Below are 26,366 nucleotides of genomic sequence, written 5' to 3' on the forward strand. Positions count from 1 at the left end.
GACGCGCCGATCGGGGGCGCCGCGGGCCCTCACCGCACTTCGGCGGGCTCCACCCGTGTCCGGGAGCGGGCCACCACGCGGGACGCGGCCTCCGGGGCCACGGAACGGGCCCAGGCCACCAGCAGGACGGGCAGCGCCAGGTAGCCGAAGCGGCTCGCCGGGGCCAACAGGAAGGCCAGGGTGAGTCCGAGGGCGAGCCGGTGGGCGGCGGATACGACCGTACGCGGCGGGCGCGCCACCAGCGAGACGGCGACGGCCAGTCCTCCGAGCGCCAACAGGCCCACCGTCAGGTACCAGCCCCAGGGCCCGACCCCGGCCAGCAGGTGCCCGGGCAGCGGGCTGCTCGCCGGGGTGGGTACGTCGGCGCGGCCCGTGGGGAAGGCGAACACCTGCCGCCACATCTCCGCCGGCTGGAGCAGCAGGCCCGGCAGTACCAGGGCTGCCGTGCCGAGCGCGGCGACGGCCGCGCAGCGCACGGCGGCCCGCGCACCCCGGAGGGAGCCGAGCAGCGCGACGGCCACCGCGACGGCGGGCAGCGCGGTCCATTTGAGGGCGCAGGCCGCGGCGAGCGCCAGCCCGGAAGCCCCGGGCCGCCCGGAACCGGCGGCGGCGAGCGCCAGGCAGCACAGGCCCGCCAGCGGCAGGTCGACGCCGCTCACCACCAGCGGAAGCGCCACCACCGGCGAGGCCACCAGGACCGGCAGCAGGGGCGAGCGGGTCCCGCCGAGGAGCCTGCGGCCGACCCACAACGCACCGAACAGCACGGCGGCGCACCAGATCCGGGCGTCGCCCAACGGCCGCACCGCCCAGCTCCCGCCGGTGCCGAAGGCTCCGTCCAGCAGGGCGCGGGGCACACCGAGGAGCGCCATGCCGGGGAGGTAGGGGGTGTACTCCTCGACTCCGGCGGGCCGGTCCGCGTAGACGCGTCCGGTCCGCAGCAGGAGCCGCCCCGCCCGTTCGATCACGCCGACCTCGGATTGCCCCTGGCCCGTCAGCACCAGGTACACCAGTGGTACGGCGACCGCCCCGAGGAGGGCCGCGCCGAGGGCCGCGCGGCGCCGGCCGAGGAGCGTGGCACCGGCGGCCACGAGGTATCCGGCGCCGGCGCACCAGCCCCACAGCCGGTGCGGCCCGAGCGAGGAGAACAGCGGGAACGAGGACGCCCAGCCGGCCGCGAGCAGCCAGCCGGCGGTCCATCGGGCGGTTCGGGAAGGGATCATGGGTCCATTCCAGCCGCGCGGCCCCCTTCGGGTCTGCACGCCCAAGTGGCCTCTTCGTGGTGGGGTTTCCCCTACCTCCCGCCGTGGTCCGGACGCGCCGGAGGGGCGCGTCCCGTATCGGGACGCGCCCCTCCGGGCGGTCGTGCGCGGGGCCCTCGGGCCCCGGGACCTCAGGCCTCCGGGGCGCCGCCGAAGCGCTCGCGGTAGGACTCCAGGTCCTCCTCGGTGATCTTCGCGAAGAGCACCGGCGGCACGGTGAACGGGGTTCCGGCCGGTACCGCGTCCAGCGCCTTCGCCTGCTCCGGCGTCACCCACGTCGCGGTGTCGTCGGCGAGGGAGAAGGCGGAGCGCATGGCGTGCGCCGAGGTGGGGATGAAGGGCTCGGAGACCACCGAGTAGAGGTGGATGAGGTTCATCGCGGTGCGCAGGGTGAGCGCCGCGCCCTCCGGGTCGGTCTTGATCTCCAGCCAGGGGGCCTTCTCCTCCAGGTAGGAGTTGCCGGCCGACCACAGGGCGCGCAGCGCGGCGGCGGCCTTGCGGTACTGGAGGGTTTCCATGTGGCCCTCGTACTCGGCCAGCAGTTCGGCGATCTGCCCGCCGAGCTTCGCCTCGGCCTCTCCGGCCTGGTTGCCCGCGGGGACGTCGTCGCCGAAGCGTTTGCGGGAGAAGGAGAGGACGCGGTTGACGAAGTTGCCGAGGGTATCGGCGAGGTCCTTGTTGACCGTGGCGGCGAAGTGCTCCCACGTGAAGGACGAGTCGTCGGACTCGGGGGCGTTGGCGATCAGGAAGTAGCGCCAGTAGTCGGCCGGGAGGATGGCCAGGGCCTGGTCCGTGAAGACGCCGCGCTTCTGCGAGGTGGAGAACTTGCCGCCGTAGTACGTCAGCCAGTTGAAGGCCTTGACGTAGTCGACCTTCTTCCACGGCTCGCGGGTGCCCAGCTCGGTGGCCGGGAACATCACCGTGTGGAACGGGACGTTGTCCTTGGCCATGAACTGCGTGTAGCGCACGTCATCGGCCTCGTACCACCAGGACGTGTGGTCGCGGTCGGCCGGTTCGGCGTCCGCCCACTCCTTGGTGGCCGCGATGTACTCGATCGGGGCGTCGAACCAGACGTAGAAGACCTTGCCGTCGGCGGCCAGTTCGGGCCACGTGTCGGCCGGGACGGGGACGCCCCAGTCGAGGTCTCGGGTGATCGCGCGGTCGTGCAGGCCCTCGGTCAGCCACTTGCGGGCGATGGAGGACGCCAGCTGCGGCCACTCCTCCTCGTGCTCGGCGACCCAGGCCTCCACCTCGACCTGGAGCTTCGACTGCAGGAGGAAGAGGTGCTTGGTCTCGCGGACCTCCAGGTCGGTGGAGCCGGAGATGGCCGAGCGGGGCTCGATCAGGTCCGTGGGGTCCAGGACGCGGGTGCAGTTCTCGCACTGGTCGCCGCGGGCCTTGTCGTAGCCGCAGTGCGGGCAGGTGCCCTCGACGTAGCGGTCCGGCAGGAAGCGCTCGTCGGCGGGAGAGTAGACCTGCCGGATCGCCCGCTCCTCGATGAAGCCGTTCTCCTGGAGCTTCCGCGCGAAGTGCTGCGTGATCTCGGCGTTCTGCTGGGAGGAGCTGCGGCCGAAGTAGTCGAAGGACAGCGCGAAGCCGTCGTAGACCGCCTTCTGGGCGTCGTGGGCCTGCGCGCAGAAGTCGGCGACGGAGATGCCGGCTTCCTTGGCGGCGAGTTCGGCGGGCGTGCCGTGCTCGTCGGTGGCGCAGATGTACAGGACGTCGTGGCCGCGCTGGCGGAGGTACCGGGAGTACACATCCGCCGGAAGCATCGACCCGACCATGTTGCCCAGGTGCTTGATCCCGTTGATGTAGGGAAGCGCGCTGGTGATCAGGTGTCGAGCCATCCTCGGATGCTCCATTTCGTTCATGCGGTGACGATGTGCCGGTGACGGATTGTGATGGGGTTCATCGTATCGAACCGCCGAAAGGGCACGCGCCGCATTTTGTCGGGGTGGGCGTAACGCAAAAGCGAGGGTCGTGACCTCTCCGTCACGGCCCTCGCGATGGGCCCATGCTACAGGCGGTGGACCAAGCCACCGACCGTCGTCCGGGAGGCGGACGGCCGTGACCGGGGCGCCGGCGGACGGCCCCGGTCGGACCGCCCGGTCGGGCCCGCCGTCGGCATCCGGTCCGGCCCGCCGCCGGTGCCTCAGTCCCGGCCGCCCCCGGCGCCGTCGAGTGCGGTGATCCGACCGCCGCTCAGGAGCCGGGCCGTCAGGGAGACGGGGGCGCCCTCCGCCGCGGCCGGGGCGGTCAGGGTGCGGCCGTTCGCCTCCGCGCGGACCGCGCCGGACGCGGTGATGCCGGCGACCTCCCGGCTCCCGGCGGCGAGGAGGTACCAGCGGCCCGCCGGTGAGCGCCAGCGGGTGCCCGCGAGGAGGTGTTGGCCGAAGCGTCCGCAGGCGGCCGTGGACCGGGCCCGCGTGACGTCCTGCGGCGGCCCGGCGGGCAGCCGCAGTTGGACGAGGACGTCGCCCGGTCCGGCCCATCCGGAGGCGCGGGTGCAGGTCCACACCGCCCGGCCGGCGCCGTCGGGGAGTTCGGAGGCGGCGAAGTCCCAGACGTTGACGGCCCGTACGCCGCCTCCGCGCAGTTCCCGCAGCCGACAGGCCACGGGTGCCCAGGCGGCTCGGGCGGCGGCGCCGGTGGCCTCGCGGGGCTGGCGGGCGGCGACGGCTCCGGGGCCGTCGGGGAGCGGGGTGTAGGTGAGGTGGACGGGTGTGGGCGTGCCCAGGTCGGCGAGGACGAAGGAGTGCTTCTCCACGATCCGGGCGGAGGAGGTCAGTTCGAGCGCGGGCCAGGTGTCGCAGCTCCCGACGGTACGGGGCACCGCGGCCGGGGCCGTGACCCCGTCGGCGCCGACGGCCAGCGCGGTGGTGCCGTCCCCGGGGCGGAGCAGGTCGCGGGTCCCGGCGGTGGCGATCCAGGGGGCGACCAGGTAGCGCGCGGGCCGGCCTTCGGTGTTGGTCCCGAGGGCGAGGGCCGCGGCGGTGGTGACCCCGGCCTCGTCGGTGCGGGCGAAGTCCAGGGTCCGCCCGCGGGGGCCGGCCGCGGCTTCGGTGTAGCGGACGACGCGGTCTCCGTCGAGGAGCAGCACCACCGCCCGGTCCCGCCCGTCCTGCCCCGGGTCGACGCCCGGCACGTTCCCGGCGTACAGCAGGTGGGGGTGGTGCGCCGGCGGGTCGGTGGCGGTGCCCGGGGCCGCGGAGACGGTGACGCCGCCGGGCCGGGCCGCCCAGGCGCCGAGTGCCCGGGCGAGGAGGGACCGGTCGGCGGTGCGGGCGCCGCGGGCGGGCCAGGCGGTGAAGTCGACCCGGGCGGTGTCGGCCCAGGCCTCGGCGGGGACCTTGACCAGTCGGGCGGGGTCGAGCACCCCGGCGGCGACCGGTCCCGCCGCGGGTGCGGTCGGGGCTCCGGCCGGAGTTCCGTGGGCGACGAGGACCCCACCGGTCAGGGCCAGTGCCGCCACGGCGGCCCACCCGGCGCGGACCCTGCGGCGGCGGCGCAGCAGGTCGGTGGGTCGGGTGCTGACCACGCTGGAGTCGAATTCCGTCGTGCGCAGCGTCCGCAGGAGCGTCTCGTCGACGGGTACGCCCAGGGCTTCGCGGAGCCCGTCGGCGGCGTCGGGGGCGCCGGCCGCGCCGAGCAGCCGCACGACGGCCTCCTCGGGCAGTCCGTCCAGCCGGCTCAGGACGAAGGCGGCCCGGACCGGCGCGGGCGCGCCGACGAGCAGCCGGGCCGCCTCGTCGATGCCGCCCGCCGGGGGCCAGAGGCGCAGTCCCCAGACGAAGGGGGGCGCCGGTGGCCATCCGACCCGGACGAGGAGGGCGCGCGCCCGCCCGGCGGGGGCGAGGGCCGCGCGCAGCACCCGGACCCGGACGCCGCCCAGGGGGCCGCCCGGACTGTCGGGGCCGCCCGGTCCGCCGGGGTCGGGGCCACCACCGGCTCGGGGCAGGGCCCGTTGCACGACCCGGTGTGCCAGGAGTACCCGGGTGTGTCGCCCCAGGGAGTCGGGGAGGGTGACGTACGCGAGGCGGACCAGATGGGGGTAGTGCTCGACGAGCACCGCCTCGGCCTGTTCGACGGCGGTGGAGCCGAATCGCTGTGAGGTGGCCACGCTCAGACAAACGAGTGAATCTTGGGATGGTCACACGCCGTGGACGTGCCGCTGGAGGCCCGTCGGGTCCGGGATCGCATCCGGCATATGCATCTGCGCTGGTCAAGCCGCCGCACGATCAACGTCGATCAACAATCGATCATCACCGAACGTAATATTTCCAGGTTTCTTCTCTGCGCCCTCCGAGTGCGCCCGCGCTGATCTGATGTCCCCCGCACCAGGGGATGAGGTGGGGAACGGTGAACGATGGCGGACCGGAGGAGTCCGGTGGGGCCGTGGGGCTGCCGAGTCGGCGCCGGCAGCCGACACCGATGAGCCAGTGGGATCCGACCGCACGCCTGTCGTACTGGGCGTTCCACGCGAACCGGCGGCCGGCGTACATGCGTTTCGCGTACCTCCAGCTCGGTTCCGACGCCGCCGCGGAGGACGCCGTGGACGCCACCTTCGACTCGATCATGAACGAGTGGCTCCGGATGCTCCACATGGACCGTCTCGACGCCTACGCCTGGACCGTCCTCAAGCAGCGCATCGTCGACGGGCAGCGTCGACGCGATCCCCGGCTCGGACAGCCCCAGCCGATGGACATCAGCGCCTTCGAGGCCGCCCTGAAGGAAGCGCACGTCGACCAGTACGAGGTGCTCACCGACACGATTCGCTTCTACTCCGCCGTCTCCCGCCTCGCGGAACGACAACGGGACACCGTGATGCTGCGCTACGGACTCCAGTGCACCCCCGGGGAGGCCGCCGACGTGATGGGCGTCGACGAGGCCACCGTCCGCTCGCAACTCGGCCAGGCACACCGGCGGCTGGCCCGGCTGCTCGACGCGGCCGCGGAATCATGAGGCCGCCGGAAGGCCACGACCGCGACGGGAACCCGCGCGCGCTGGCCGAGTTCCTGGACCGGGCCGGCGTCCGCGACCGCTACCCGCACTACGACCTGGGCGCCGCCGAGGCCCGGCTGCTGCGCGTCCCCCTCGTACCGGGGGTCGTGGCGACCGTCGGCCGGGTCCGGCGCCGCCCCTTCGGCTGGAGCGATCCCGCCCGCGACTGCCCCCTCGACGCCGAACGGGCCCGCCGCGACCTGAAGGCCCTCTGCCTCGGCGTCGTCTGCGATCCGCGTGCGGAACACGACCTCGGCCGCTTCCTCGACCGTCGACACACCGACCTGCCGGGCGCGGTCGTCTTCGGCTGCCTCCTGCACCTGGCGGGCCTGCGCGAAGGATCCCGGTTCTGGTGGCAGTTCGCGGCCGGCGCGGGCACCGCGCGCACCGCGTCCGCCGCCTACTGCCTCTTCCTCGACCACTCCCGGCGCGGCGAGCACCACGACGCCCGGGTCTGGGCGCGTGAACTGGCCCTGCGCGGCTTCCGTCCGGGTGGCCGCCGCGAGCTGCGCGAGGTGCGGCTGTGCGCCCAGGCCGCCGTCCTGCGCTACGTCGACCAGACGGACGATCCCGACCTGGGCCCGGTACCGCTGCCGAAGCCCGGGCTGGTGCCCGTCCTGGCCGCGTTCCTGCCGCCGCCTCCCCTGCGCGCCCCCCGACCCCGCCCCGCCGCGGGACCCCTGCGCCACCCCTCTCTCACGTCCGCCGCACGGGGATCGACACCCGGGGCCGACACCGGCGAGGCCATGGCGCAGGCGCTCCGCGCGCTGGCCGTCGTACGCGTCCTGGAGCGACACCCGCTCGGCGTCCGGGTCGGCCGGCTGAGCCGGGAGACGGGCCTGGCCGAGGCGGAATTGGGCCCGTTGCTCGCCCTGCTGTGCGAGGAGGAGTACGCCTACCGCCCGGGGGTGGGGGTCTACGGGCGCGGACCGGCCCTGGACCGGCTCGCGACCCCCGGCGGACAGGGCCTGGCGGGGCAGCTCCAACGCACCCTGGCCCTGGCCCGTGACAGCGCGGGCGCCGCCGTCTACCTGAGCCGGTACGCCGAGGGCGAGGTCCGCATCACCCAGATGGCGGACGGGCCGGGCGCTCCGCCGGTGCGCGAGTGGGTCGACTTCCGCGCGGCCGCGCACGCCAGCGCGGTCGGCAAGTGCCTGCTGACGCAGCTCGACCACGACGGCCGAGCCGACCACGTCGCCCGTCACCGACCGGCCCGGCTCACCCCGCGCACCATCACCGACAGCCGGGTCCTGTTCAGCGCCCTCGACGCGGTCACCCCGGGTGCCCCCGTCTTCGACCTGCGCGAGTACTCCCCCGGTGTCGTCTGCGCGGCCGTTCCGATCGCCACGGGCGACTCGGCGGGCAGCCTCGCCCTGTCCCTGCCCGCCGCCCACGCCCACCGCCTGCGCCCGGCGACCGAGGCCCTGCGCCGCAAGGCCGTCCCGGTGCTGTTGGCCCTGCTGCTGTCGGGCGCCATCCCGCCGGACGCCCCGCCCGCCGACCCCGCTCCCGACGCCGGGCCCCCCTCGACCCGGATGACCCCGGAGACGCTGCGCCACCTGGGCCGGCTGTTCCGCACCCCGCTGACCCGCATCACCTGCGCCACGGCCACCCCGGACGGCCCCCACCTGGTCAGCGACCCCGCAGCGGCGACGGCCTACCTGTTCGACGCCCCGTCTCCCGGCACCCCCGACGGTCCGCGCCTCTCGCTCCCCCGCACCTTCACCGAGGTCGTGCCGGGCACCCTCCCGCCGCCCGACGGCCTGGTCGTGCTGCGGATGTGACGCCCGGGCCTCCCCGACACGGGGAGGCCCGGGAACGCAGAAGAGCCCCACACTTTCGTGTGGGGCTCTTGCTCGTGTCCGAGGGGGGACTTGAACCCCCACGCCCGATAAAGGGCACTAGCACCTCAAGCTAGCGCGTCTGCCATTCCGCCACCCGGACCAGGTGGTCGGCCCCGGTTTCCCGCGGCGACATGGACAACAATAGCAAAGGATCGGCGGGGTTCCGACCACATATCCGGGGCGCCCCTCCTCCGCCACGCCGCGCTGACCTGCGCGCATGCCCGACACCGGGTGGCGGGACGGAGCGTCTCGCGCAGGGGGTGCGGTCGGTCGCGCCCCGGGCCGGTCCACGTCGGGACGGGACACGGAGGGGTGCCGCCGGCCGGCTCCTACGGGCAGTGGATGACCTGGCCCGCGTACGAGAGGTTGCCGCCGAAGCCGAACAGCAGGACGGGGGCTCCGACGGGGATCTCGCGGCGTTCCACGAGCTTCGACAGGGCCATCGGGATGCTGGCCGCCGAGGTGTTCCCCGAGTCGACCACGTCACGCGCGACGACGGCGTTGACGGCGCCGATCCGGGCGGCGAGGGGCTCGATGATCCGCAGGTTGGCCTGGTGGAGGACGACCCCGGCGAGTTCCTCGGGGGTGATCCCGGCCTTCTCGCAGACCTTGCGGGCGAGCGGCGGCAGCTGGCTGGTGGTCCAGCGGTAGACGGACTGGCCCTCCTGTGCGAAGACCGGGGGCGTGCCCTCGATGCGCACCGCGTGACCCATCTCCGGTACCGAACCCCACAGGACTGGGCCGATGCCCGGCTCCTCGGACGCCTCGACGACGGCAGCGCCGGCGCCGTCACCGGTGAGCACACAGGTGGCGCGGTCGTTGTAGTCGGTGATCTCGGTCATCTTGTCGGCGCCGATGACCAGGGCGCGGGTGGCGGAGCCCGCGCGGATCGCGTGGTCGGCGGTGGCAAGGGCGTGCGTGAAGCCCGAGCAGACGACGTTGATGTCCATGACGGCCGGCCCGCCGCCCATGCCGAGCTTGGCGGCCACGCGGGCGGCCATGTTCGGCGAGCGGTCGATGGCGGTGGAGGTGGCCACCAGGACGAGGTCGATGTCGTCGGGGATCAGTCCGGCGTTCGCGAGCGCCTTCCCGGCGGCCTGGTAGGCCAGCTCGTCGACCGGTTCCTCCGGCCCGGCGACGTGACGCGTCCGGATGCCGACCCGGGACCGGATCCACTCGTCGTTCGTGTCGACCATGGCCGCGAGGTCCTCGTTGGTGAGCACTTTCGCGGGCTGGTAGTGCCCTAGCGCCACCACGCGTGAACCGGTCATGGGCGGGGTCCCCCTCTGTACGGAAGTCAGGATTCCTCAGCTTGACCTGCTACCGGTCGGTACAGGGGCGCGTGACCCGACAGGAATCTCACACCGATGTTTGGAGAATTCCGAGCAACTTCCTGCCGGGGGCTCCGTACGCCGCAGATCCGCGAGAATGTCCTCGTCAGGTGCACGACGAGGACAGAACGGGTGGTCGAACGCCATGGGACGGGTGACCGAGCGGCGCCGCGTCGTACGGATCCGGGACGGGGTGATCGGGGTCCGCCCGGACACGCTGGTCGCGGAGGAGCCGCTGGAGATCCGGCTGAACGGGAAACCGCTGGCCATCACCATGCGCACGCCGGGTGACGACTTCGCGTTGGCCGTCGGCTTCCTGGTGAGCGAGGGCGTGATCGCCCGCACCTCGGACGTCAGGGCCGTGACCTACTGCGAGGGTGCCGCGGAGGACGGTTCCAACACCTACAACGTGGTCAACGTGCAGCTCACGGCAGGAGTGCCGCTGCCGGACATCACGCTGGAGCGGAACGTGTACACGACCTCCTCGTGCGGTCTGTGCGGCAAGGCCGGCCTGGACGCGGTGCGCACGGCGACGCACTTCCCCGACCTCGCCGCCGATCCGGTACGGGTCACCCCGGAGGTCCTCGCCGAACTGCCGGGCCGGTTGCGGGCGGCGCAGAAGGTCTTCGACCGGACGGGCGGACTGCACGCGGCCGGGCTGTTCTCGGCGGAGGGCGAGCTGCTCGACGTACGGGAGGACGTGGGCAGGCACAACGCCGTGGACAAGATCGTCGGACGGGCCGCCCAGGCCGGCCGGCTGCCGCTGACGGGGGCGGTGCTGCTGGTCTCGGGCCGGGCGTCCTTCGAGTTGGCGCAGAAGGCGGTGATGGCGGGGATACCCGTGCTGGCGGCGGTGTCGGCGCCGTCCTCGTTGGCGGTGGACCTGGCCCTGGAATCGGGGCTGACCCTGGTGGGCTTCCTGCGGGGCCGGGACATGAACGTGTACGCGGGTGAGCAACGGATCGTCCTGCCGGACGCGTAGCGGGCCGGTGCCCGCCGGGCGACGACGGGCATGGTCGCGGACCCTAACGGCGGCGACCGCGGCGCGAGGTGGGGGCCGGCTTCGGTTCCGGCGGGTCGATCCGGTGGAGGTCGAGGGTGGCCGGCAGCGGGGTGGCGCCCGGTCCGCCGGACTCGGCCCAGGCGATGATCTCGTCCGTCGCGGTGTCGTCCAGGGCGAAACCGAACCAGACGGCGCGCGCGCCCCGGCGGCGGTTCTCGGTGGTGGGTTGGACCACGATGACGTTGGCCTGGGCGCACGGTCCGAGGCACTCGCTCGTCCGGACGGCCAGCAGGCCCTCCGATGCGTCGGCCGCCTCGCGCAGCCGGGCGAGTTGGCCGGCGTGGTCGGAGCCCGGGTTCTTGCGCGGGTCCCCGCAGCAGCAACCCCGGCAGACCACCAGGGTGCAGGGGCGTGGGGCGTGGGCGGCGAGCGGGCGTATCCAGGTCACCGATGCACGTTACCGGCCCTGCGGGGCGGGGTGTTGGACGGCGCGGGAGACCTCCGCCACATCGACGGGGACATCGGCCACCGGGTCCTGGGCGCGTCGTCGGGCCAGGACCGCACAGACCATCAACTGCATCTGGTGGAACAGCATCAACGGCAGTACGGCGAGACCGGCCTGGGCCCCGAACAGGACGCTGGCCATGGGCAGCCCGGCGGCGAGGCTCTTCTTCGACCCGGCGAACTGGATGGCGATGCGGTCCTCGCGGTCGAACCCGAGGCGCTCGGAGCCGTACCAGGTGACCAGCAGCATCACCGCGAGGAGCACGGCCTCGACGAGGATCAGCGCGCCGAGCCGCGGGAGGCTGACCTGGTGCCAGATCCCGGCCGCCATCCCCGCGCTGAAGGCGGCGTAGACGACGAGCAGGATCGAGCCGCGGTCGACGTAACCGAGGACCTGCCGACGGCGGACGAGGAAACCTCCGACCCAGGGGCGCAGGAGCTGGCCGAGGAGGAACGGCAGCAGGAGTTGTACGACGATCTTCAGGAGGGAATCGAGGGAGAACCCGCCCGAGCCGCTGTCGAGCAGGGCGGCGGCGAGCAGGGGGGTGAGGACGATCCCGATGAGGCTGGAGAAGGATCCGGCGCAGATCGCGGCGGGGACGTTGCCGCGTGCGATGGAGGTGAAGGCGATGGACGACTGGACGGTCGAGGGGACCAGGCAGAGGAAGAGCAGACCGCTGTAGAGGGGTTGGGTCAACAGGCCGGGCACGAGGAATCCGGCGGCCAGGCCGAGCAGTGGGAAGAGGACGAAGGTGCCGGCCAGCACGGTGAGGTGGAGCCTCCAGTGGCGCAGCCCCTCGACGGCCTCGCGGGTCGACAGGCGGGCTCCGTAGAGGAAGAAGAGCAGGGCCACCGCGCCGGTCGCGGCTCCGTTCGCGACGCCGGCCGCCGCGCCCCGGGCGGGGAACAGGGCGGCCAGGCCGACCGTCCCGAGCAGGGCGAGGATGTACGGGTCCAGCGGGAGCCGGGAGGGCAGTCGGGGGCGGCGCATGCGGGGCTCACTTGCTGTCGGGGGTGGTCCGGGCGGGGCCGGACCGGGCCGGCGGGGCTCGGCGTCGGATTCGGCGCGGGCCCCGTGCCCATGGTCGCGAATCCCTACTCATCGCGAAACCCGCACACTGCTCTGACTGTCATCACGTGATCCGATGACCGTGGTCGAGCGGCCCCGACGCCTCGGGGCCGCCCTCCGGGCGACGACGCGCTGTTGACGACAGCCCCTAGCATGGCCGCATGTACGACCCCGTTCAGTTGCGTACGTTCCTCACGGTGGCCCAGACGCTGAGCTTCACGCAGGCCGCCGACCGGCTCGGGGTGCGGCAATCCACGGTCAGCCAGCACGTGCGGCGGTTGGAGGGGGCCACCGGGAGGGCGCTCTTCGTCCGGGACACGCACAGCGTGGCGCTGACGGAGGACGGCGAGGCGCTGCTGGGGTTCGCGCGGACCATCCTGGAGGCGCACGAGCGGGCGGCCGCCTGGTTCACGGGGACCCGGTTGCGCGGGCGGCTGCGGTTCGGAGCCTCGGAGGACTTCGTCCTGACCCGGCTGCCGGAGATCCTGGAGGGGTTCCGGCACGAGCACCCCGAGGTGGATCTGGAACTGTCGGTGGAGCTGTCGGGCACGCTGCACGAGCGGCTCGACGCGGGGCGGCTGGACCTGGTGCTGGCCAAGCGGCGCGGACCGGGGGACGAGCGGGGTCGGCTGGTGTGGCGGGACCGGATGGTGTGGATCGGGGCGGAGGGGCTGCGGGTGGATCCCGAGCGTCCGGTGCCGCTGATCCTCTTCCCTCCGCCGGGCATCACCAGGGCCCGGGCGCTGGAGGTGCTGGAGCGGGAGGGCCGGGCCTGGCGCATCGCCTGTACGAGCGGCAGTCTGAGCGGTCTCGTCGCGGCGGCCCGCGCGGGGTTGGGGGTGATGGCGCACGCCAAGGGGTTGATCCCGCCCGGGCTGGCCCGGGTGGGGGGTCTGCCGGAGCTGGGGCCGGTGGAGTTCGCGCTGCTCCAGGGGCGGCGGCCGACCCCGGCCGGTGAGGCTCTGGCGGCCGCCGTCCTCGCGGGTGGGGACCGCCTCAGCAGGCCGGCTTAGACCGACGGCGGACCGGCCGTCGGGGCCCTCGCCGGGGGCGGCGGGGTCGAGGTGGTGTGCAGCGGGTCGGGAGCGGTTTTCCGGGGCGTCGGGCGGGGGCTCGGGCGGGCCGTAGGGATCTTGTGGAGGTTTCCCGGGGTCTGCCGGGCGCGGGGTCCGGTGGGGTAGCGTCGCGGCGCCCCAGGGAGAGGAGCGGGATGTTGCGCGAGTTCACCGTCCCACCCGTGGTCACGAGCGTGCCGGTCGGCGGTCTGGCCGACGTGGTCTTCGAGTACGCCGGGCAGGACCCGGACCGGGTGGTGCTCGGCCGCAAGGCGGGCGGGGTGTGGTGTGACGTGACCTCGCGGGAGTTGGCCGAGGAGGTGCTCGCGCTGGCCAAGGGGTTGCTCGCGCAGGGCATGCGCTTCGGGGACCGGGTCGCGCTGATGTCCCGAACGCGCTACGAGTGGACGTTGTTCGACTTCGCGCTGTGGGCGATCGGGGCGCAGCCGGTGCCGATCTACCCGACGTCGTCGGCGGACCAGGTCCAGTGGATCCTCCAGGACGCGGACTGCGTCGGGTGCGTGGTGGAGGACGAGGACCAGGCGATGACGGTCGGATCGGGCATCGAGGGGCTGCCCGGGCTGCGTCGCCTGTGGCAGCTCGACGCGGGCGCGGTCGAGGAACTGGTGGCGGACGGCCGCACGGTGGCCGACGACGTGGTGCACCGGCACCGGCGGGCCGTCACCCCGGACGCCGTGGCGACGGTCATCTACACCTCGGGGACGACGGGCAGACCCAAGGGCTGTGTGCTCACCCACGCGAACTTCATGTACGAGGCCGACACGATGGTGGCGCGCTGGGAGCCGGTGTTCCGGGCGGGGCCGGGCGAGCAGCCGTCGACGCTGTTGTTCCTGCCGCTGGCGCACGTCTTCGGGCGGATGGTCGAGGTGGCTGCGGTGCGGGCCCGGGTGAAGTTGGGGCACCAGCCGGCGTTGGCGGCGGCGGAGCTCCTGCCGGACCTGGCCGCGTTCCGGCCGACCTTCGTGCTGGGGGTGCCGCACGTCTTCGAGAAGGTGTTCGCGGCGGCCCGCCGGAAGGCGGAGTCGGAGGGACGCGCCGGGCCGTTCGACCGTGCGGTGGAGACGGCCGTGCGGTACGCGGAGGCTCGGGAGGAGAAGGCCTTCGGGACGGGGTCGGGACCCTCGGCGGGGCTGCGGATGGAGCACCAGTTGTTCGAGAGGCTGGTGTACGGGAAGGTCCGGGAGGCCATGGGCGGCCGGGTGCGGCACGCGATGTCGGGCGGCTCGGCGATGTCGCGCCGGCTCGGGCTGTTCTTCGACGGCGCGGGGATCAGGGTGTTCGAGGGGTACGGCCTGACGGAGTCGTCCGCGGCCGCGACCGCGAACCCGCCGGGGGCGACGAAGTACGGGACGGTGGGTCAGCCGATCCCGGGCAGTTCGGTCCACATCGCGCAGGACGGGGAGGTGTGGCTGTACGGCGGGCACGTCTTCTCCGGGTACCTGAACGATCCGCGGGCGACGGCGGAGGTGCTGCGGGGCGGATGGCTGGCGACCGGGGACCTGGGCCGGCTCGACCGGGACGGGTACCTCACCATCACGGGCCGGAAGAAGGAGATCCTGGTCACCTCCAACGGGAAGAGCGTGGCGCCGACCGCGTTGGAGGAGCGGGTGCGCTCGCATCCGCTGGTGTCGCAGTGCGTGCTGGTGGGCAACGACCGGCCGTACATCGCGGCGCTGGTGACCCTGGACATGGAGGGGGTCGCGCACTGGTTGTCGCTGCGGGGGCTGCCGCAACTGACGGCGACCGAGGTGGTGGGGGATCCGGAGCTGGCGGCCGAGGTGCGGCGGGCCGTGGTGGCGGCCAACACGCTGGTCTCGCAGGCCGAGGGGATCCGGACCTTCCGGGTGCTGGCCGAGCAGTTCACGGAGGAGCGCGGGCTGTTGACCCCGTCCCTGAAACTGAAGCGCCGGGCGATCGAGAAGGTGTACGCACGGGAGGTCGAGGGCCTGTACCCGGCGTGACGGGAGTACCGGACGACATACCTGACGGTCCGTCATTTTACTTGGTGATTGATATTGACGGTGCGTCAGGTCGCGCACAGAATGCGGGGATTCCGACCCGAGGGGGATCCACCCATGCCTCGATCCATCCGCGCCCTGGCCGCAGTGGCGGCCGCCCTCGCGCTCGTCTCCGCCTGCAACTCCGCCTCCGACCGGACCGACCCGGGCAAGCCCGGCGGCGGAAATCCGACCGTTCGCGGGGTGAGCGCCGATTCCATCAAAGTGGGCGGGATCGTCTCGATGACGAGCGCCGGCGGCTACAGCAAGAAGGACACCGACCTCGGGGCCAAGGCCCGCTACCTGCGGGCCAACGCGGAGGGCGGCGTCCACGGCCGGCGGATCGACTACATCGGGGCCGAGGACGACGGCCAGGACCCCGCCAAGAACCTGGCCGCCGCCCGCAAACTCGTCCAGCAGGACAAGGTCTTCGCGGTCTCCCCCATGAGCTCGGTGACCTTCTCCGGGGCGGACTTCCTGGAACAGGAGAAGGTCCCCACCTTCGGCTGGGGCACCCTGCCGTCCTTCTGCGGCCCCAAGCACATCTACGGGTTCAACGGCTGCCTGGTCCCCAGCCCCGGCGGCACCATCAACCAGACCTGGCCCGAGGGCATCGGCCAGGTCCTCGGCGGCAAGCAGGGCAAGTCCGTGGCGATCATCGCGAACGACAGCGACGCCGGGAAGTTCGGCATCCGCACCTTCCAGCAGGGCTTCACCAGCGCCGGATTCACAGTGTCCTACGCCAAGGCCTCGGTCCCGGCGACCGCCGTGCCCAGCGACTGGTCCGCGTACGTCAAGGACATCCTCGGCAGCAACGGCGGCAAGGCCCCCGACGCCGTCGTCTCCGTCATGCAGACCCCCAACAACATCGGCCTGTTCACCGCGCTCAAGCGCGGCGGCTACAAGGGGCTGCTGTCCGACCCGACGGACTACGACCCGGGGTTGCTCGCCAAGGACGCCACCAAGCAGGCCCTGGACGGGGTGCACGTGTTGCTCCAGTTCGAGCCCTTCGAGTCGGACAGCGCCGGCATGGCGCGGTTCAAGGCGGACATCAAGGCGGCGGCGGGCGGCCAGGACGTCCCCCTCAACATGCACATGTTGACCGGGTACATGTCCGCCGACCTCTTCCTGGCCATCGCGCAGAAGGCCGGGAAGGACCTCACCGTCACCTCGTTCCAGGCCGCCGCGCAGGGCTTCTCCGACACCGGCACCCTCGTCGGCGACCGGTCGGAGCCGAAGGGGCAGAAGGACAGCTTCGGCTGCGGGGCGCTCGTACAGCTGAAGGACGGCACGTACAAGGTGTCCGTGCCGTTCAAGTGCCACCAACCGATCCCCTTCACCTGAGGGCCGGGGCAGCGGGATGGAAGACCTGCTCGTCTTCGTACTGAGCGGCCTGGTGTCCGGCGCCCTGTACGCACTGCTGGCCACCGGGCTGGTGCTGTCGTACTCGGCGTCCGGGCTGTTCAACTTCGCGCACGGCGCGACCGCCTACCTGTGCGCGCTCACCTTCTACGAGCTGCACTCCGGGCTGGGCTGGCCGGCCGTTCCCGCCGCGCTGCTGGTGGTCTGCGTCCTGGCGCCCGGGCTCGGCTGGGGGCTGGACCGGCTGATGTTCCGGCGGCTCGCCAAAGTCGGGGAGACCGCCCAGATCGTGGCGACCATCGGACTGCTCGTGGCGCTGCCCGCCGCCGGACTGTGGACGGTGGAGCTGCTGGCCGACGCGGGCGCGCCGGTCGAGCCCGCCGAGAACCAGTTCGGGCTGCCCGGGGTGGGCCCGAGTCCGGCCAGGTCCTGGCAGCTCGCGGACGGCGTCGGCGTCGACTCCGACCAACTGATCACCTGGGTCGTCACGGCCGTGGTGGCCGTCGCCCTGTGGGTGCTGATGCGGCACACCCGCCTGGGCCTGCGGCTGCGGGCAGCCGTCGACAACCGCTCGCTGACCGAGCTGCGCGGCATCAGCGCCGACCCGCTGTCGTCGATCGCGTGGATGATCTCGTCGGGTCTGGCGGGCCTCGCCGGGGTGCTGGCGACCCCGCTGTTGGGGCTCTCCGCCCACGACTTCACCCTGTTCCTGTTCGTGTCGGCGACCGCCGCCGTCATCGGCCGGTTCGCGTCCGTACCGCTCGCCTTCGCGGGCGGGCTGGGGCTCGGCGTCCTGCAGAACCTGGTCGCGGGCTACGCCTCCTTCGCGGAGGGCATCACCGGGTTCCGCACGGCGGTACCGTTCCTGATCCTGTTCGGGGGGCTGCTCGTACTGACCCGACGGGCCCGCGCCGCGGGGGTCTCCGCCGTCGAGGTGCCGGCGCCGGACCACCTCGCGGGCGCGTCCTGGACGCGCCGGTGGGGCGGGTGGGCCGTGGCCGCCGCCCTGCTGTGCGTGGCGTTCTACACCGTCACGACCCCCTTCTGGACCGGGCTGCTCGCGCAGGGCCTGGCCATCGCGCTCGTGTTCATGTCGTTCACCGTGGTGACCGGGCTGGGCTCGATGGTTTCGCTGGCCCAGGCCACCTTCGTCACCGGGGCCGCGCTCGTCGCGGGCCTCCTGATGAGCCGGGGCTGGCCCTTCGTGGCGGCGCTGGCGGTGGGCACCTGCGTGGCGGCCGTGCTCGGGGCGCTGGTCGCGCTGCCCGCGCTGCGGCTCGGCGGACGTTCCCTCGCGCTCGCCACGCTGGCCCTGGCCTTCCTCGCCGACCAGGTGCTGTTCCAGTTGCGGTGGCTGCGCAACGGGGACTCCGGTTGGTCCGTCCCGCGTCCGGTGATCGGCCCGCTGGACCTGTCGGACGACCGGGCCTTCGGGGTGGCGCTCGTCGTCCTGGCCGCCGTCGTGGCCGCCGCACTGGGCGCGCTGCGCGATTCGCCGTCGGGGCGGGCGATGCTCGCCGTACGGTCGGCGCCCGCGGCGGCCATGGCGTCCGGGGTGTCGGTCCTGCGCACGAAGCTGATGCTGTTCATGCTGTCGGCGGGACTGGCGGGCTTCGGCGGCGTCATGTACGCCTCGTTCAACACCCGGATCACGGCCACCGACTTCACGGCCATGACGGGGCTGGTGTGGCTCGCCGTCGTCGTGGCGGCCGGGGTCCGCCGGCCGCAGTACGCGGTGGTGGCGGGCCTGGTCTTCGCCGTGGCTCCGCGGGTACTGGCCGACTGGGTGACGGAATCGGCGCACCTTCCGGTGATCCTGTTCGGGTTGGCGGGACTGGCACTCGCCAACGATCCGGACGGGTACTGCGCCGCCGTTCCGGTGCGCCGCGCCCGGCGGGCGGCCGTTGCGAGCGCGGGCGTCGGGGTCCCGGCCGGGCCTGCTCCGTCGTCGACGGCCGGGCCCGATCCGGGAGCCGGGACCGTGCCGAAGGCCGGGCCGGAGACGGGGGCGGGGGCCGCCGGCGGGACGTCGGGGGCGGGGACCGTGCCGGCCGCCCGTCGGCCGGGGACCCGGCCCGGGGCGCGGACCGGCGCGGCACCCGGCACGACCGCCGACGCACGCCGCGGGGCGGCGGCAGGCGGCGGGGCTGGTGCGCGGGCGGTGCCCGCGCTGGAGCTGCTCGATGTGACCGCCGGGTACGACGGAGGGCTCGTCCTCCACGGGGTCGGGCTCACGGTCCGTCGGGGTGAGATCCTCGCGGTGCTCGGGCCCAACGGGGCCGGGAAGTCCACCGCCTGCCGGGTCGCCGCCGGCCTGCTTCCCGTCACCGGGGGGACGGTCCTGGTCGGCGGGCGGGACGCCACCGGGGACGGGGCGGTGCTCAGGTCCCGGGCCGGGGTGCTGCTGGCTCCGGAGGGGCGGGGCATCTTCCCCGCGCTCACCATCGAGGAGAACCTGGCCCTGTACCTCCCGGAGGCCGCCGCCCGGGCCGCCGTCTACGACCGCTTCCCGCGACTCGGGGAGCGCCGGGCGGTGGTGGCCGGGGCCCTGTCGGGAGGGGAGCAGCAGATGCTGGCCCTCGCCCCGCTGTTGGAGCGCCCGCCGCAGGTGCTGATCGCGGACGAGCCCTCGCTCGGCCTCGCGCCGCGCGTGGTGGACGAGGTGTACGGGCTCCTCACGGAGATCCGGGACGCCGGTACCGCGTTGCTGCTGGTCGAGGAGAAGGCGGCGGAGATCCTGGGGATCGCCGACACCGTGGCCTACCTCGCGCAGGGCCGGGTCTCCTGGTGCGGCCCCAGGGCCGAGGTGGAGACCGATCGGCTGACCGAGGCCTACCTGGGGATGGTGCCATGAGCGGCGGCTGGGTGCTGGAGGCGAGCGGGATCGACGTGCGCTTCGGCGGGGTCAGGGCCCTGACCGGCGTGGACGTGGGGGTCCGCGCCGGGGAGGTGTGCGGGCTGATCGGGCCGAACGGGGCCGGGAAGACGACCCTGTTCGACGTCCTGTCCGGGATCCGGCGGCCCGACCGCGGCCGGATCCTGCTCGACGGGGCGGACGTCACGCGCCGCTCCCCCGTGTGGCGTGCCCGGCACGGGATGCGGCGCACGTTCCAGCGCCAGCAGCTGTTCGGGCAGCTCAGCGTGGCGGACAACGTGCTCGTCGCACAGGAGTGGCGCGGTGGCGGGGGTGGTCTCGGAGCCGACCTGTTGGCGCTCCCGGCGCGCCGCCGCCGGGAGCGGGAGCGGCGCGAGCGGGGGCAACGGGTCCTGGCGTCCTGCGGGATCGGGTCGCTCGGGGACCAGTACGCCGGCGGGCTGCCCGTCGGCCGGGCCCGGATGGCGGAACTGGCCCGTGCCGTGGCCGACCCGCCGAAGGTGTTGCTGCTCGACGAGCCGGCGTCCGGGATGTCGGCGCCGGAACGGGAGCAGCTCGCCGCGGTGGTGCGGCGCCTGGCGGAGGAGGAGGGTTGCGCGGTGCTGCTGGTCGAGCACAACGTGGCGTTCGTGATGGACGTGTGCGCGCGGGTCGTCGCACTGGACCTCGGCGCGGTCCTCGCGGAGGGGACGCCGGCCGAGGTGCGTGCGAACCCTGCGGTGCGGGAGGCGTACCTCGGTACGACGTGACACGACGCGCGGGTCGGACGGCCGGCGGGCCTCGCGTCCGGTGGCGGGAATACGGTGTGCGGGGGGCCGGTTGTCGCCCCTCGTACACCGCGGCGCGGCCACGACCGCACCGACCGCACCGACCGCACCGACCGCACCGACCGCACCGACCCGAGGGAATCGACCGACGTGAACCAGGTCCCCACCGTCAAGCTCAACAACGGCACGCTCATGCCCCGACTCGGGTACGGCGTCTGGCAGATCCCGGACGCCGAGGCGCAGGAGGCCGTCGGCACCGCGCTGGAGGCGGGCTACCGCAGCATCGACACGGCCGCCGTATACGGCAACGAGGCCGGTACCGGGCGGGCGCTGGCCGCGTCCGGGGTACCGCGCGCGGAGCTGTTCGTCACCACCAAACTGTGGAACGGGCCGTCGCACACCTGGGACCGGGACGCGGTGCTGCGCGCGTTCGAGGAATCGCTCTCCAAGCTGGCCGTCGACCACGTCGACCTGTACCTGATCCACTGGCCGCGCCCGATGCGCGAGGACTTCCTCACCATTTGGAAGACCTTCGAGGAGATCGCCGCCGACGGCCGCGCGAAGGCGGTCGGCGTGTCGAACTTCCGTCCGCAGGATCTGGAGCGGCTCCGCGAGGTGAGCGCCCTGGTACCCGCCGTGAACCAGATCGAGCTGCACCCGCTGTTCCCGCAGGAGGAGCTGCGCGCCCTGCACGCGGAGCTGGGCATCGTCACCGAGGCCTGGTCCCCGCTGGGCCAGGGCAAGGAGCTGCTGACGCTGCCGGCGGTCGCGGAGATCGCCGCCCGGCACGGCCGCACCGCCGCCCAGGTGGTGCTGCGCTGGCACCTCCAGCTGGGCAACGTCGTGATCCCGAAGTCCGTGACCCCCTCCCGGATCCGGGAGAACCTCGATGTCTTCGGGTTCGAGCTGGACGCCGCCGACCTCGCCGCGCTGGACGCCCTGGGCGCGACCGCGGCCGGCCGTCGCATCGGTCCGGACCCGGCCGTCTTCGACGTCTGAGGGCGCCGGCGTGAACCTTCCCGACGGGACCTACCGGATCAGGAACGTCGAGAGCGGGCTGGTGCTCCAGTTGGAGGGCGCCTCGCGGGTGCGGGTCGGCCCCGACGGGCCTCCCGCGCCCGCGCCCGCCCGTCGCTGGCGGATCTCCCCCGTGCACAGCGGCGGCGGGATCTTCCATGTGGTGAGCGAGGACAACGAGCGGCGCCTGGACGTCGCCAACGCCTCGACCGACAGCGGCGCGCGGGTGCAGGTGTGGTGGGCCAACGCCTTCGGCGCCCAGGAGTGGCTCGTCGAGCAGCACCTGGACGACCCGGGGGTGGTGTCGCTGATCGCCTGCATCAGCGGGCTGCCCCTGGAGGCCGACGACGAGGGCCGGGCCCGCCAGGGGGAGGACACCGACTCCCCGTCCCAGTGGTGGCGGCTGGAGCCGGTGTAGTGGAACGGGCCCCGGCCCCCGGCCCCCGCGGAGGGCTCAGCGCGCGCCGTGGGCCGGGGCGAGGGTCTCGACGCGTTCGGCGAGCGCGAAGTCGGTCTCGGTGACGGCGCCGCCGGCGTCGTGGCTGTTGACCGACAGCCGGACGGTGTCGTAGCCGAGGGTGAGGTCGGAGTGGTGGTTCAACTCGTCCTGGACGGCCGCGATGTGCGCGACCAGGGCACTGGCCGCGAAGTGCGTGCCCAACCGGTAGGTGCGGACGATCCGGTCGTCCTCGAAGGCCCAGCCCGGAAGTTCCCGCAGGCGGTCCTCGATCTCCTTCTGCGACAGCGGCTCACTCGGCATGCACCGGCTCCTCATCCCTCGGGTACGCCCGTCGTACGTCCGTGACGTGGGGTCAAGGTTCGCACAGCACCGTGCGCGGCGGCCCCTTCGCGGCGCGGTGCGTGCGTGTCCCCGGGGGCTCTCTCGCCGCAGCCGTCCTCGGCTACCGTCGGAGCCATGACGACGGCGACTGTGGGAAACCTGCTGCGGACCTGGCGGGAGCGGCGCGGAATCAGCCAGTTGGAACTGGCGGGCCGGGCCGACTCCTCGTCACGGCACATCAGCTTCGTGGAGAACGGCCGGTCCCGGCCGAGCGAGGAGATGGTGCTGCGGCTGGCCGAGCACCTCGACGTACCGGTCCGGGACCGCAACGCGCTGCTCGTCGCGGCCGGTTACGCCCCCCGGTACGCGCACACCCCGCTGGACGCCCCCGCCATGGAGGTGCTCCGCGAGAGCCTGGAACGGCTGATGACGGCCTACGACCCGTACCCCGCACTGGTGGTCGACGCCACCTACGACGTCGTCGCCGCGAACCGGGCCGTGATGATGCTCCTCGACGGGATGCCGGAACACCTGCTCGTCCCGCCGCTGAACGTCATGCGGCTCACGCTGCACCCGGACGGCCTCGCCCGACGGATCCACAACCTGCGCGAATGGCGGGGTCACCTGCTGGAGCAGATGGAGCGGCAGATCTCCCTGGCCCGCTCCCCCGCGCTGCGCGACCTGTACGACGAGGTCTCCGCGTACCCGGTGGCGGACCGCCCCGGCGACGCCGAGGCCCGGGAGTCGACCCCCTACATCGCGTTGCCGCTGCGGCTGGAACACGACGGGGAGATCCTGTCCTTCGTGTCGTCCATCTCCACCTTCAACACGCCGATGGACGTGACCGTCGCCGAGTTGGCCATCGAAACGCTCCTGCCGGCCGACGCGGCGACGGCGAAGTACCTGCGCTCAACGGGCTCCTGAGCCCGAGGCGCGCAGTGCCAGCTGCTGGAGCAGCGCGAACGCGGCGACGGTCAACGCCTGCGCCGGGATCCACACCGCACCCGCGACGGTGGGGGCCGGGCCGACGAAGAGCGCGACGAGACTGAGCACCGCCCAGGCGTAGTTGGCCTCGATCACGACCTTCACCGGGAAGGCCGCCGGGCGCGGTCGGGAGGCGAGCAGGCCCACGCCCGCGCCGTACAGGAGGAGGAAGACCCCGAGGCCGAGCAGGAGCGTCGCGTCGACGCCGAGCAGCCGGCCGAGCGGGGTGGAGAACGCCGCGTACGCCAGCCCGTTCCCGGAGGTGACGACCGCGTCCAGCGCGAGGAAGCGGCGCAGGGCGGTCTGCGGGACGGTGGTACGGGCGATGTTGCCGAACAGGGTCGCGGACATGGCGGTGGGCCTCCATCGGAGTCGGACGCGCGGGGCGGGGTGCCGGATCCCGGAGGCGAGTGCGCGCCCCCGGAACCCGATGCCCCCACTGTGCCGCCGACCCGGGACGGGGTCGATTACCTCCCACGTAACGGGCGCCCCCGGAGGACGTCCGCGCAGGGGCCCCGCCGCTCCTGGGCTCCCTGTACGCGGGAGGTCACGCCCCGCCCGGAGGGGACCGCCTAGCCGGCGCCGCGGCGTCGGCGGCGGGCGCGTTCGAACTCGGCGACGTCCGACATCCAGGGGCCGTGCTGTTCGAGTGCGGCGCAACCGCCGCGGGTGAAGGCGCTCACCAGGGTCCGGTACCCGGCGAGTCCGTCGACCAGGGTGTACTCGACCCGGTACTCCGGGTCCGACGTCCCGTCACCCTCCCGCAGCGTCGTGATCCGGGCCAGGGAGTCCGCGTAGAAGTGGAGCTGGATCCCTTCGCCCATCTCCTCGTCCTCGATGGTGAACACCTCGTTGTGGGAGCCTGCGCGATCGGCGACGAACTCCCAGAACTCCGCGGCGGCGCCGCGCGGGCCGCCCTGTCGCCACTTCTTCTCGACGTCCTTGTCGTCGGTGAACGACAGGGCCGTCTTCCTCGCGCTCCCGCCGAGGTCGCAGCGGTGACCCGCGGGCTCCTCGTCGTCCTCCACGGGTGCGTTCCTGGCACGGCTCGCGGCCTCCGAGCACATCAGGATGCTCACGGTGCGCACCCCGTCGTCGACGAGCTCGGGGTGCGCACGGCGCACGGCCGTCCCGACCGCCGTCTCCATCCGCTCCCAGTCGCTCCTGTCCGTGGCGCGCTTCCCCCGGCGCGGATCGCGGCCGATCCGCATTCCGGCGCACGCCCGCTCGGCGGTGGCGATCACGCGCATGACTTCGGGCAGCAGCGCTGCGTCGACGGCGTCGGGCAACCGCTTCGGGATCGTCGCGCCGTGCGCGTACCGGCCCGTGTACCTCAGGAGGGCGGCATCGAGCGGGCCGAGCACTGCTCCGCGCTCGGCGCGGCGGCGGTCCGCCTGGTGTTCCTGGGCCCGTTTCGTGTCCGCCGTCTCCGTCGCCCCGCGCATCGCCGCGCACACCCGACCGCTGTCGAGCAGAGCGATGTCGGCGCCGTGGGCGACGAGCCGGCTCCTTTCCCACGGGATGCGCCGGAACAGCGCGTCGACGTCCTCGGGCGCGGCGAGGAGGATCGGGTCCAGGAGCGCGACGGCGGCGTCCTCGTCGAGCCGGCCGCGGGTTCCGGCGGCGTCGCACAACGGGAGGACCGCACTCCACAGCAGCAGGTGTCGGGCCAGGTCGTCCCGGATCACCGCGAGGTGGGCCTCGCCGATCGGGAACTTGAACGTGCGGGGGTCGTGGTTGGCGTCGGCCCCGGCACCGAGCATCAGTTTCAGCCCGCCGGCCTCGCTGATGACGTTCGGTATCCAGCCGCTCCGCCGTGTGAAGACGATGTCGCCCATGGACTCAGCCCCTCCGGGAACGGCACCGGCGGGCATCACGGCGACGTCGCGGGCCCGCCCCGCACCGTCCGTTCACGACCACCGTGCGCATGCGGCGTCGAGGCGCGCGTCGGTGCGCACCCAGACCTCGCCCCCGGCGGCGTCGGCCGGGGCGTCGACCCGTTCCAAGCCGAGGAACTCGATCAACTTGAGCACCACCGCCCGTTCGGCCCGGTCGTCGTCGACACCGTGCGAGTCGAAGAAGACGTGGTACTGGTCGCTCGGGTCCACGATGCCGGAGTCGGCCCAGATCCGAGCGATTTCCTCGATCGCCGCCGATTCCGTCGTGATCGTGGCGGCGCGGGCGGCGCCCCGGGTCTCCGGTGACGCGTCGAGGTCGGCGAGGTCGGAGAACCACTGGCCGAAGCGGTCGAGGCCGGCGTATCCGTTCTCGAAGAACAGCATCGCGCCCGGAAGGAAGCGATTGCCCCTGTCGACCAGGAGGTGTTCCGACCGGGGCCCGTCCGCCGCGTCCTTCGTCCGGGAGATCACTCCTCGCCCGGGCATGAGCACCAGGCTCTGGCCCGACGCCTCGTCCTCGATGGTGTAGGTGTCGGAATCCCGGCCGCGGAAGTACTCGGAGAACGCCACGTAGGCTTCCTGGGCGTCGCCGACGGAGACCTCCTGGGCGTCACCTCCACCGCCGACGGCGAAGACGAACTGTTTCGGTCCGGGCTTGTAGGGGCGGGCCATGCGCGTCCTTCGTTCACGGGCGGGGGCTCGACCAGCGTAATCGAGCCGGCGCGGACGTGGACCGGCCGGCATCGACGTGCTGACCGCGGCCCGCACGCGCGCTCCCCCTGCGCGACGCCCGCGGGGCGGGCCGCGGGGACGGCACGGTCAGAGGCTTTCCAGGAGGTCGGCGAGCGGGGGCGGGACCTGACCCGGCGCGAGGGACTCCACCAGGAGGCGGCCGTAGCGGATCTTGCGGCCCTTCCTCGTCCCGAGGAAGCGTCGCAGCAGCCGCTGCCGGGGCCGCCCTTGGTGGGCGGGCTGGTGCAGCAGGGTCTGCCAGGCGCGCAGGTCGCCCTCGGCCTCGATGATCTCCTCCACGCGCGCCGTGCCGAGCGTGCGGATCAGTTCGTCCTCCAGGTCCGCGACGCACACGAAGAAGGCGGCACCGGGCGCTCCGGCCCGATCCAAGCCGCGCTCGTAGAAGCCCCGTTCGTTCTCGTCGCACAGTCCGGTCAGGCGCAGGCCCAGTCCGGGCGGCCCGAGCAGACCGGCGTAGCGGGCGACGTTCATCGCTCCGCTCATCGACACGACGGACACCCCTTCGGCCGCGAGGTCCCGGCCGTGCCGTTCGGCCAGGGCCTCGACGGCTTCGAGGTCGCTCGGCCCCTCCAGCAGCACCGCCGTCCGCAGCCCGAGCCGCGCCGCCAGGTCACCGGCCGGGCCGCCGGGCCCGCCGGCCGCCCAGTTGTTCACGGCGTCCCGGAACGCCCACATGTCCACCATGCGGCGAGTCTGCCCTGCGACCGGCGGCGCGGCACGGAATTATCCGGCGGCCCCGCCGCACACCGTCCTCCTCCCCGCCCGCCCGTGCCTACGGCGCGCCGGGAAAGCGGGACGCCCCGGACCGAGGGGTCCGGGGCGTTCGCCGTACGTCGCGCTTCGTC

The 26,366-nt window shown here is 73.5% G+C and carries 22 protein-coding genes, 1 tRNA gene and 1 pseudogene; 12 read left to right on the plus strand and 12 right to left on the minus strand.

The window, feature by feature from the left end; genetic code table 11:
* Positions 1-29: 29 nt before the first annotated feature.
* The 3 genes from ACZ58N_RS14930 to ACZ58N_RS14940 all read right to left on the minus strand — a co-directional run bounded on the left by ACZ58N_RS14930 (position 30) and on the right by ACZ58N_RS14940 (position 5,379).
* Positions 30-1,220, minus strand: coding sequence for a glycosyltransferase 87 family protein (locus ACZ58N_RS14930; RefSeq protein WP_471159067.1), 1,191 nt, complete (start codon positions 1,218-1,220; stop codon positions 30-32).
* Between the two features lie 170 nt (positions 1,221-1,390).
* The gene (metG, locus tag ACZ58N_RS14935; protein ID WP_471159252.1) at positions 1,391-3,106 is read right to left on the minus strand and encodes a methionine--tRNA ligase; all 1,716 of its coding nucleotides are present in this window, start codon (positions 3,104-3,106) and stop codon (positions 1,391-1,393) included.
* Between the two features lie 305 nt (positions 3,107-3,411).
* On the minus strand, positions 3,412-5,379 hold the full coding sequence (locus ACZ58N_RS14940; RefSeq protein WP_471159069.1) for a hypothetical protein: 1,968 nt from the start codon (positions 5,377-5,379) through the stop codon (positions 3,412-3,414).
* A 39-nt stretch (positions 5,380-5,418) separates the two neighbouring features.
* Between ACZ58N_RS14940 and ACZ58N_RS14945 the strand changes: the two genes are divergently transcribed.
* The 3 genes and pseudogenes from ACZ58N_RS14945 to ACZ58N_RS14955 all read left to right on the plus strand — a co-directional run.
* Positions 5,419-5,580: a hypothetical protein gene (locus ACZ58N_RS14945; RefSeq protein ID WP_471159071.1), complete on the plus strand. Its 162-nt coding sequence runs from the start codon at positions 5,419-5,421 to the stop codon at positions 5,578-5,580.
* A 38-nt stretch (positions 5,581-5,618) separates the two neighbouring features.
* A complete protein-coding gene (locus ACZ58N_RS14950; protein WP_471159073.1) occupies positions 5,619-6,221 on the plus strand; it encodes a sigma-70 family RNA polymerase sigma factor in 603 nt (200 codons plus the stop codon).
* A 785-nt stretch (positions 6,222-7,006) separates the two neighbouring features.
* A pseudogene (locus ACZ58N_RS14955) lies at positions 7,007-7,726 on the plus strand (IclR family transcriptional regulator domain-containing protein); the annotation flags it as partial.
* Positions 7,727-8,119: 393 nt separating this feature from the next.
* Here the strand turns inward: ACZ58N_RS14955 and ACZ58N_RS14960 are convergent.
* Together ACZ58N_RS14960 and ACZ58N_RS14965 are read right to left on the minus strand one after the other, a co-directional pair.
* A tRNA-Leu gene (locus ACZ58N_RS14960) sits at positions 8,120-8,204 on the minus strand.
* Between the two features lie 229 nt (positions 8,205-8,433).
* Positions 8,434-9,375 (minus strand): beta-ketoacyl-ACP synthase III, encoded by a 942-nt coding sequence (locus ACZ58N_RS14965; protein ID WP_471159074.1) that lies wholly within the window; start codon positions 9,373-9,375, stop codon positions 8,434-8,436.
* 205 nt (positions 9,376-9,580) lie between these two features.
* On the opposite strand from ACZ58N_RS14965, the gene fdhD reads away from it, so the two are divergent.
* Positions 9,581-10,417 (plus strand): formate dehydrogenase accessory sulfurtransferase FdhD, encoded by an 837-nt coding sequence (gene fdhD / locus ACZ58N_RS14970; protein ID WP_471159076.1) that lies wholly within the window; start codon positions 9,581-9,583, stop codon positions 10,415-10,417.
* Positions 10,418-10,460: 43 nt separating this feature from the next.
* Here fdhD and ACZ58N_RS14975 read toward each other — a convergent pair whose 3' ends face one another.
* A complete protein-coding gene (locus tag ACZ58N_RS14975; protein ID WP_471159078.1) occupies positions 10,461-10,886 on the minus strand; it encodes a (2Fe-2S) ferredoxin domain-containing protein in 426 nt (141 codons plus the stop codon).
* 9 nt (positions 10,887-10,895) lie between these two features.
* Complete coding sequence (locus ACZ58N_RS14980) at positions 10,896-11,933, minus strand: bile acid:sodium symporter family protein (protein WP_471159080.1); 1,038 nt, start codon at positions 11,931-11,933, stop codon at positions 10,896-10,898.
* A gap of 239 nt (positions 11,934-12,172) precedes the next feature.
* Here ACZ58N_RS14980 and ACZ58N_RS14985 point away from each other — a divergent pair, with 239 nt between their 5' ends.
* The 7 genes from ACZ58N_RS14985 (at position 12,173) to ACZ58N_RS15015 (ending at position 21,523) form a co-directional block, all read left to right on the plus strand.
* The gene (locus tag ACZ58N_RS14985) at positions 12,173-13,024 is read left to right on the plus strand and encodes a LysR substrate-binding domain-containing protein (RefSeq protein ID WP_471159082.1); all 852 of its coding nucleotides are present in this window, start codon (positions 12,173-12,175) and stop codon (positions 13,022-13,024) included.
* 200 nt (positions 13,025-13,224) lie between these two features.
* Positions 13,225-15,048, plus strand: a complete 1,824-nt coding sequence (locus tag ACZ58N_RS14990; protein ID WP_471159254.1) for an AMP-dependent synthetase/ligase — start codon at positions 13,225-13,227, stop codon at positions 15,046-15,048.
* 114 nt (positions 15,049-15,162) lie between these two features.
* Positions 15,163-16,428, plus strand: a complete 1,266-nt coding sequence (locus ACZ58N_RS14995; protein WP_471159084.1) for an ABC transporter substrate-binding protein — start codon at positions 15,163-15,165, stop codon at positions 16,426-16,428.
* A 16-nt stretch (positions 16,429-16,444) separates the two neighbouring features.
* Entirely contained in the window at positions 16,445-19,300 is a 2,856-nt protein-coding gene (locus ACZ58N_RS15000) for an ABC transporter permease subunit (protein WP_471159086.1), read from the plus strand.
* On the plus strand, positions 19,297-20,070 hold the full coding sequence (locus tag ACZ58N_RS15005) for an ABC transporter ATP-binding protein (protein WP_471159087.1): 774 nt from the start codon (positions 19,297-19,299) through the stop codon (positions 20,068-20,070). Before ACZ58N_RS15000 ends, ACZ58N_RS15005 begins: the two co-directional genes overlap by 4 nt.
* 168 nt (positions 20,071-20,238) lie before the next feature.
* Positions 20,239-21,087 carry an aldo/keto reductase gene (locus ACZ58N_RS15010; RefSeq protein WP_471159089.1) on the plus strand — a complete coding sequence of 283 codons (849 nt, stop codon included), beginning with the start codon at positions 20,239-20,241 and terminating at the stop codon, positions 21,085-21,087.
* A 10-nt stretch (positions 21,088-21,097) separates the two neighbouring features.
* Complete coding sequence (locus ACZ58N_RS15015) at positions 21,098-21,523, plus strand: RICIN domain-containing protein (RefSeq protein WP_471159091.1); 426 nt, start codon at positions 21,098-21,100, stop codon at positions 21,521-21,523.
* A 36-nt stretch (positions 21,524-21,559) separates the two neighbouring features.
* Here ACZ58N_RS15015 and ACZ58N_RS15020 read toward each other — a convergent pair whose 3' ends face one another.
* Positions 21,560-21,865, minus strand: a complete 306-nt coding sequence (locus tag ACZ58N_RS15020; RefSeq protein ID WP_471159093.1) for a 4a-hydroxytetrahydrobiopterin dehydratase — start codon at positions 21,863-21,865, stop codon at positions 21,560-21,562.
* Between the two features lie 156 nt (positions 21,866-22,021).
* Here ACZ58N_RS15020 and ACZ58N_RS15025 point away from each other — a divergent pair, with 156 nt between their 5' ends.
* Positions 22,022-22,810 carry a helix-turn-helix domain-containing protein gene (locus ACZ58N_RS15025; RefSeq protein WP_471159095.1) on the plus strand — a complete coding sequence of 263 codons (789 nt, stop codon included), beginning with the start codon at positions 22,022-22,024 and terminating at the stop codon, positions 22,808-22,810.
* Here the strand turns inward: ACZ58N_RS15025 and ACZ58N_RS15030 are convergent.
* The 4 genes from ACZ58N_RS15030 to ACZ58N_RS15045 all read right to left on the minus strand — a co-directional run bounded on the left by ACZ58N_RS15030 (position 22,796) and on the right by ACZ58N_RS15045 (position 26,205).
* Positions 22,796-23,221: a hypothetical protein gene (locus tag ACZ58N_RS15030; RefSeq protein ID WP_471159097.1), complete on the minus strand. Its 426-nt coding sequence runs from the start codon at positions 23,219-23,221 to the stop codon at positions 22,796-22,798. The genes ACZ58N_RS15025 and ACZ58N_RS15030 overlap by 15 nt on opposite strands.
* A gap of 221 nt (positions 23,222-23,442) precedes the next feature.
* Complete coding sequence (locus ACZ58N_RS15035) at positions 23,443-24,708, minus strand: DUF6357 family protein (RefSeq protein WP_471159099.1); 1,266 nt, start codon at positions 24,706-24,708, stop codon at positions 23,443-23,445.
* A 72-nt stretch (positions 24,709-24,780) separates the two neighbouring features.
* Positions 24,781-25,440, minus strand: coding sequence for a hypothetical protein (locus ACZ58N_RS15040; RefSeq protein WP_471159101.1), 660 nt, complete (start codon positions 25,438-25,440; stop codon positions 24,781-24,783).
* A 147-nt stretch (positions 25,441-25,587) separates the two neighbouring features.
* Entirely contained in the window at positions 25,588-26,205 is a 618-nt protein-coding gene (locus ACZ58N_RS15045) for a TOPRIM nucleotidyl transferase/hydrolase domain-containing protein (RefSeq protein WP_471159103.1), read from the minus strand.
* Positions 26,206-26,366: the final 161 nt, after the last annotated feature.

It is taken from the genome of Streptomyces sp. NPDC040432 (genome assembly GCF_055595445.1).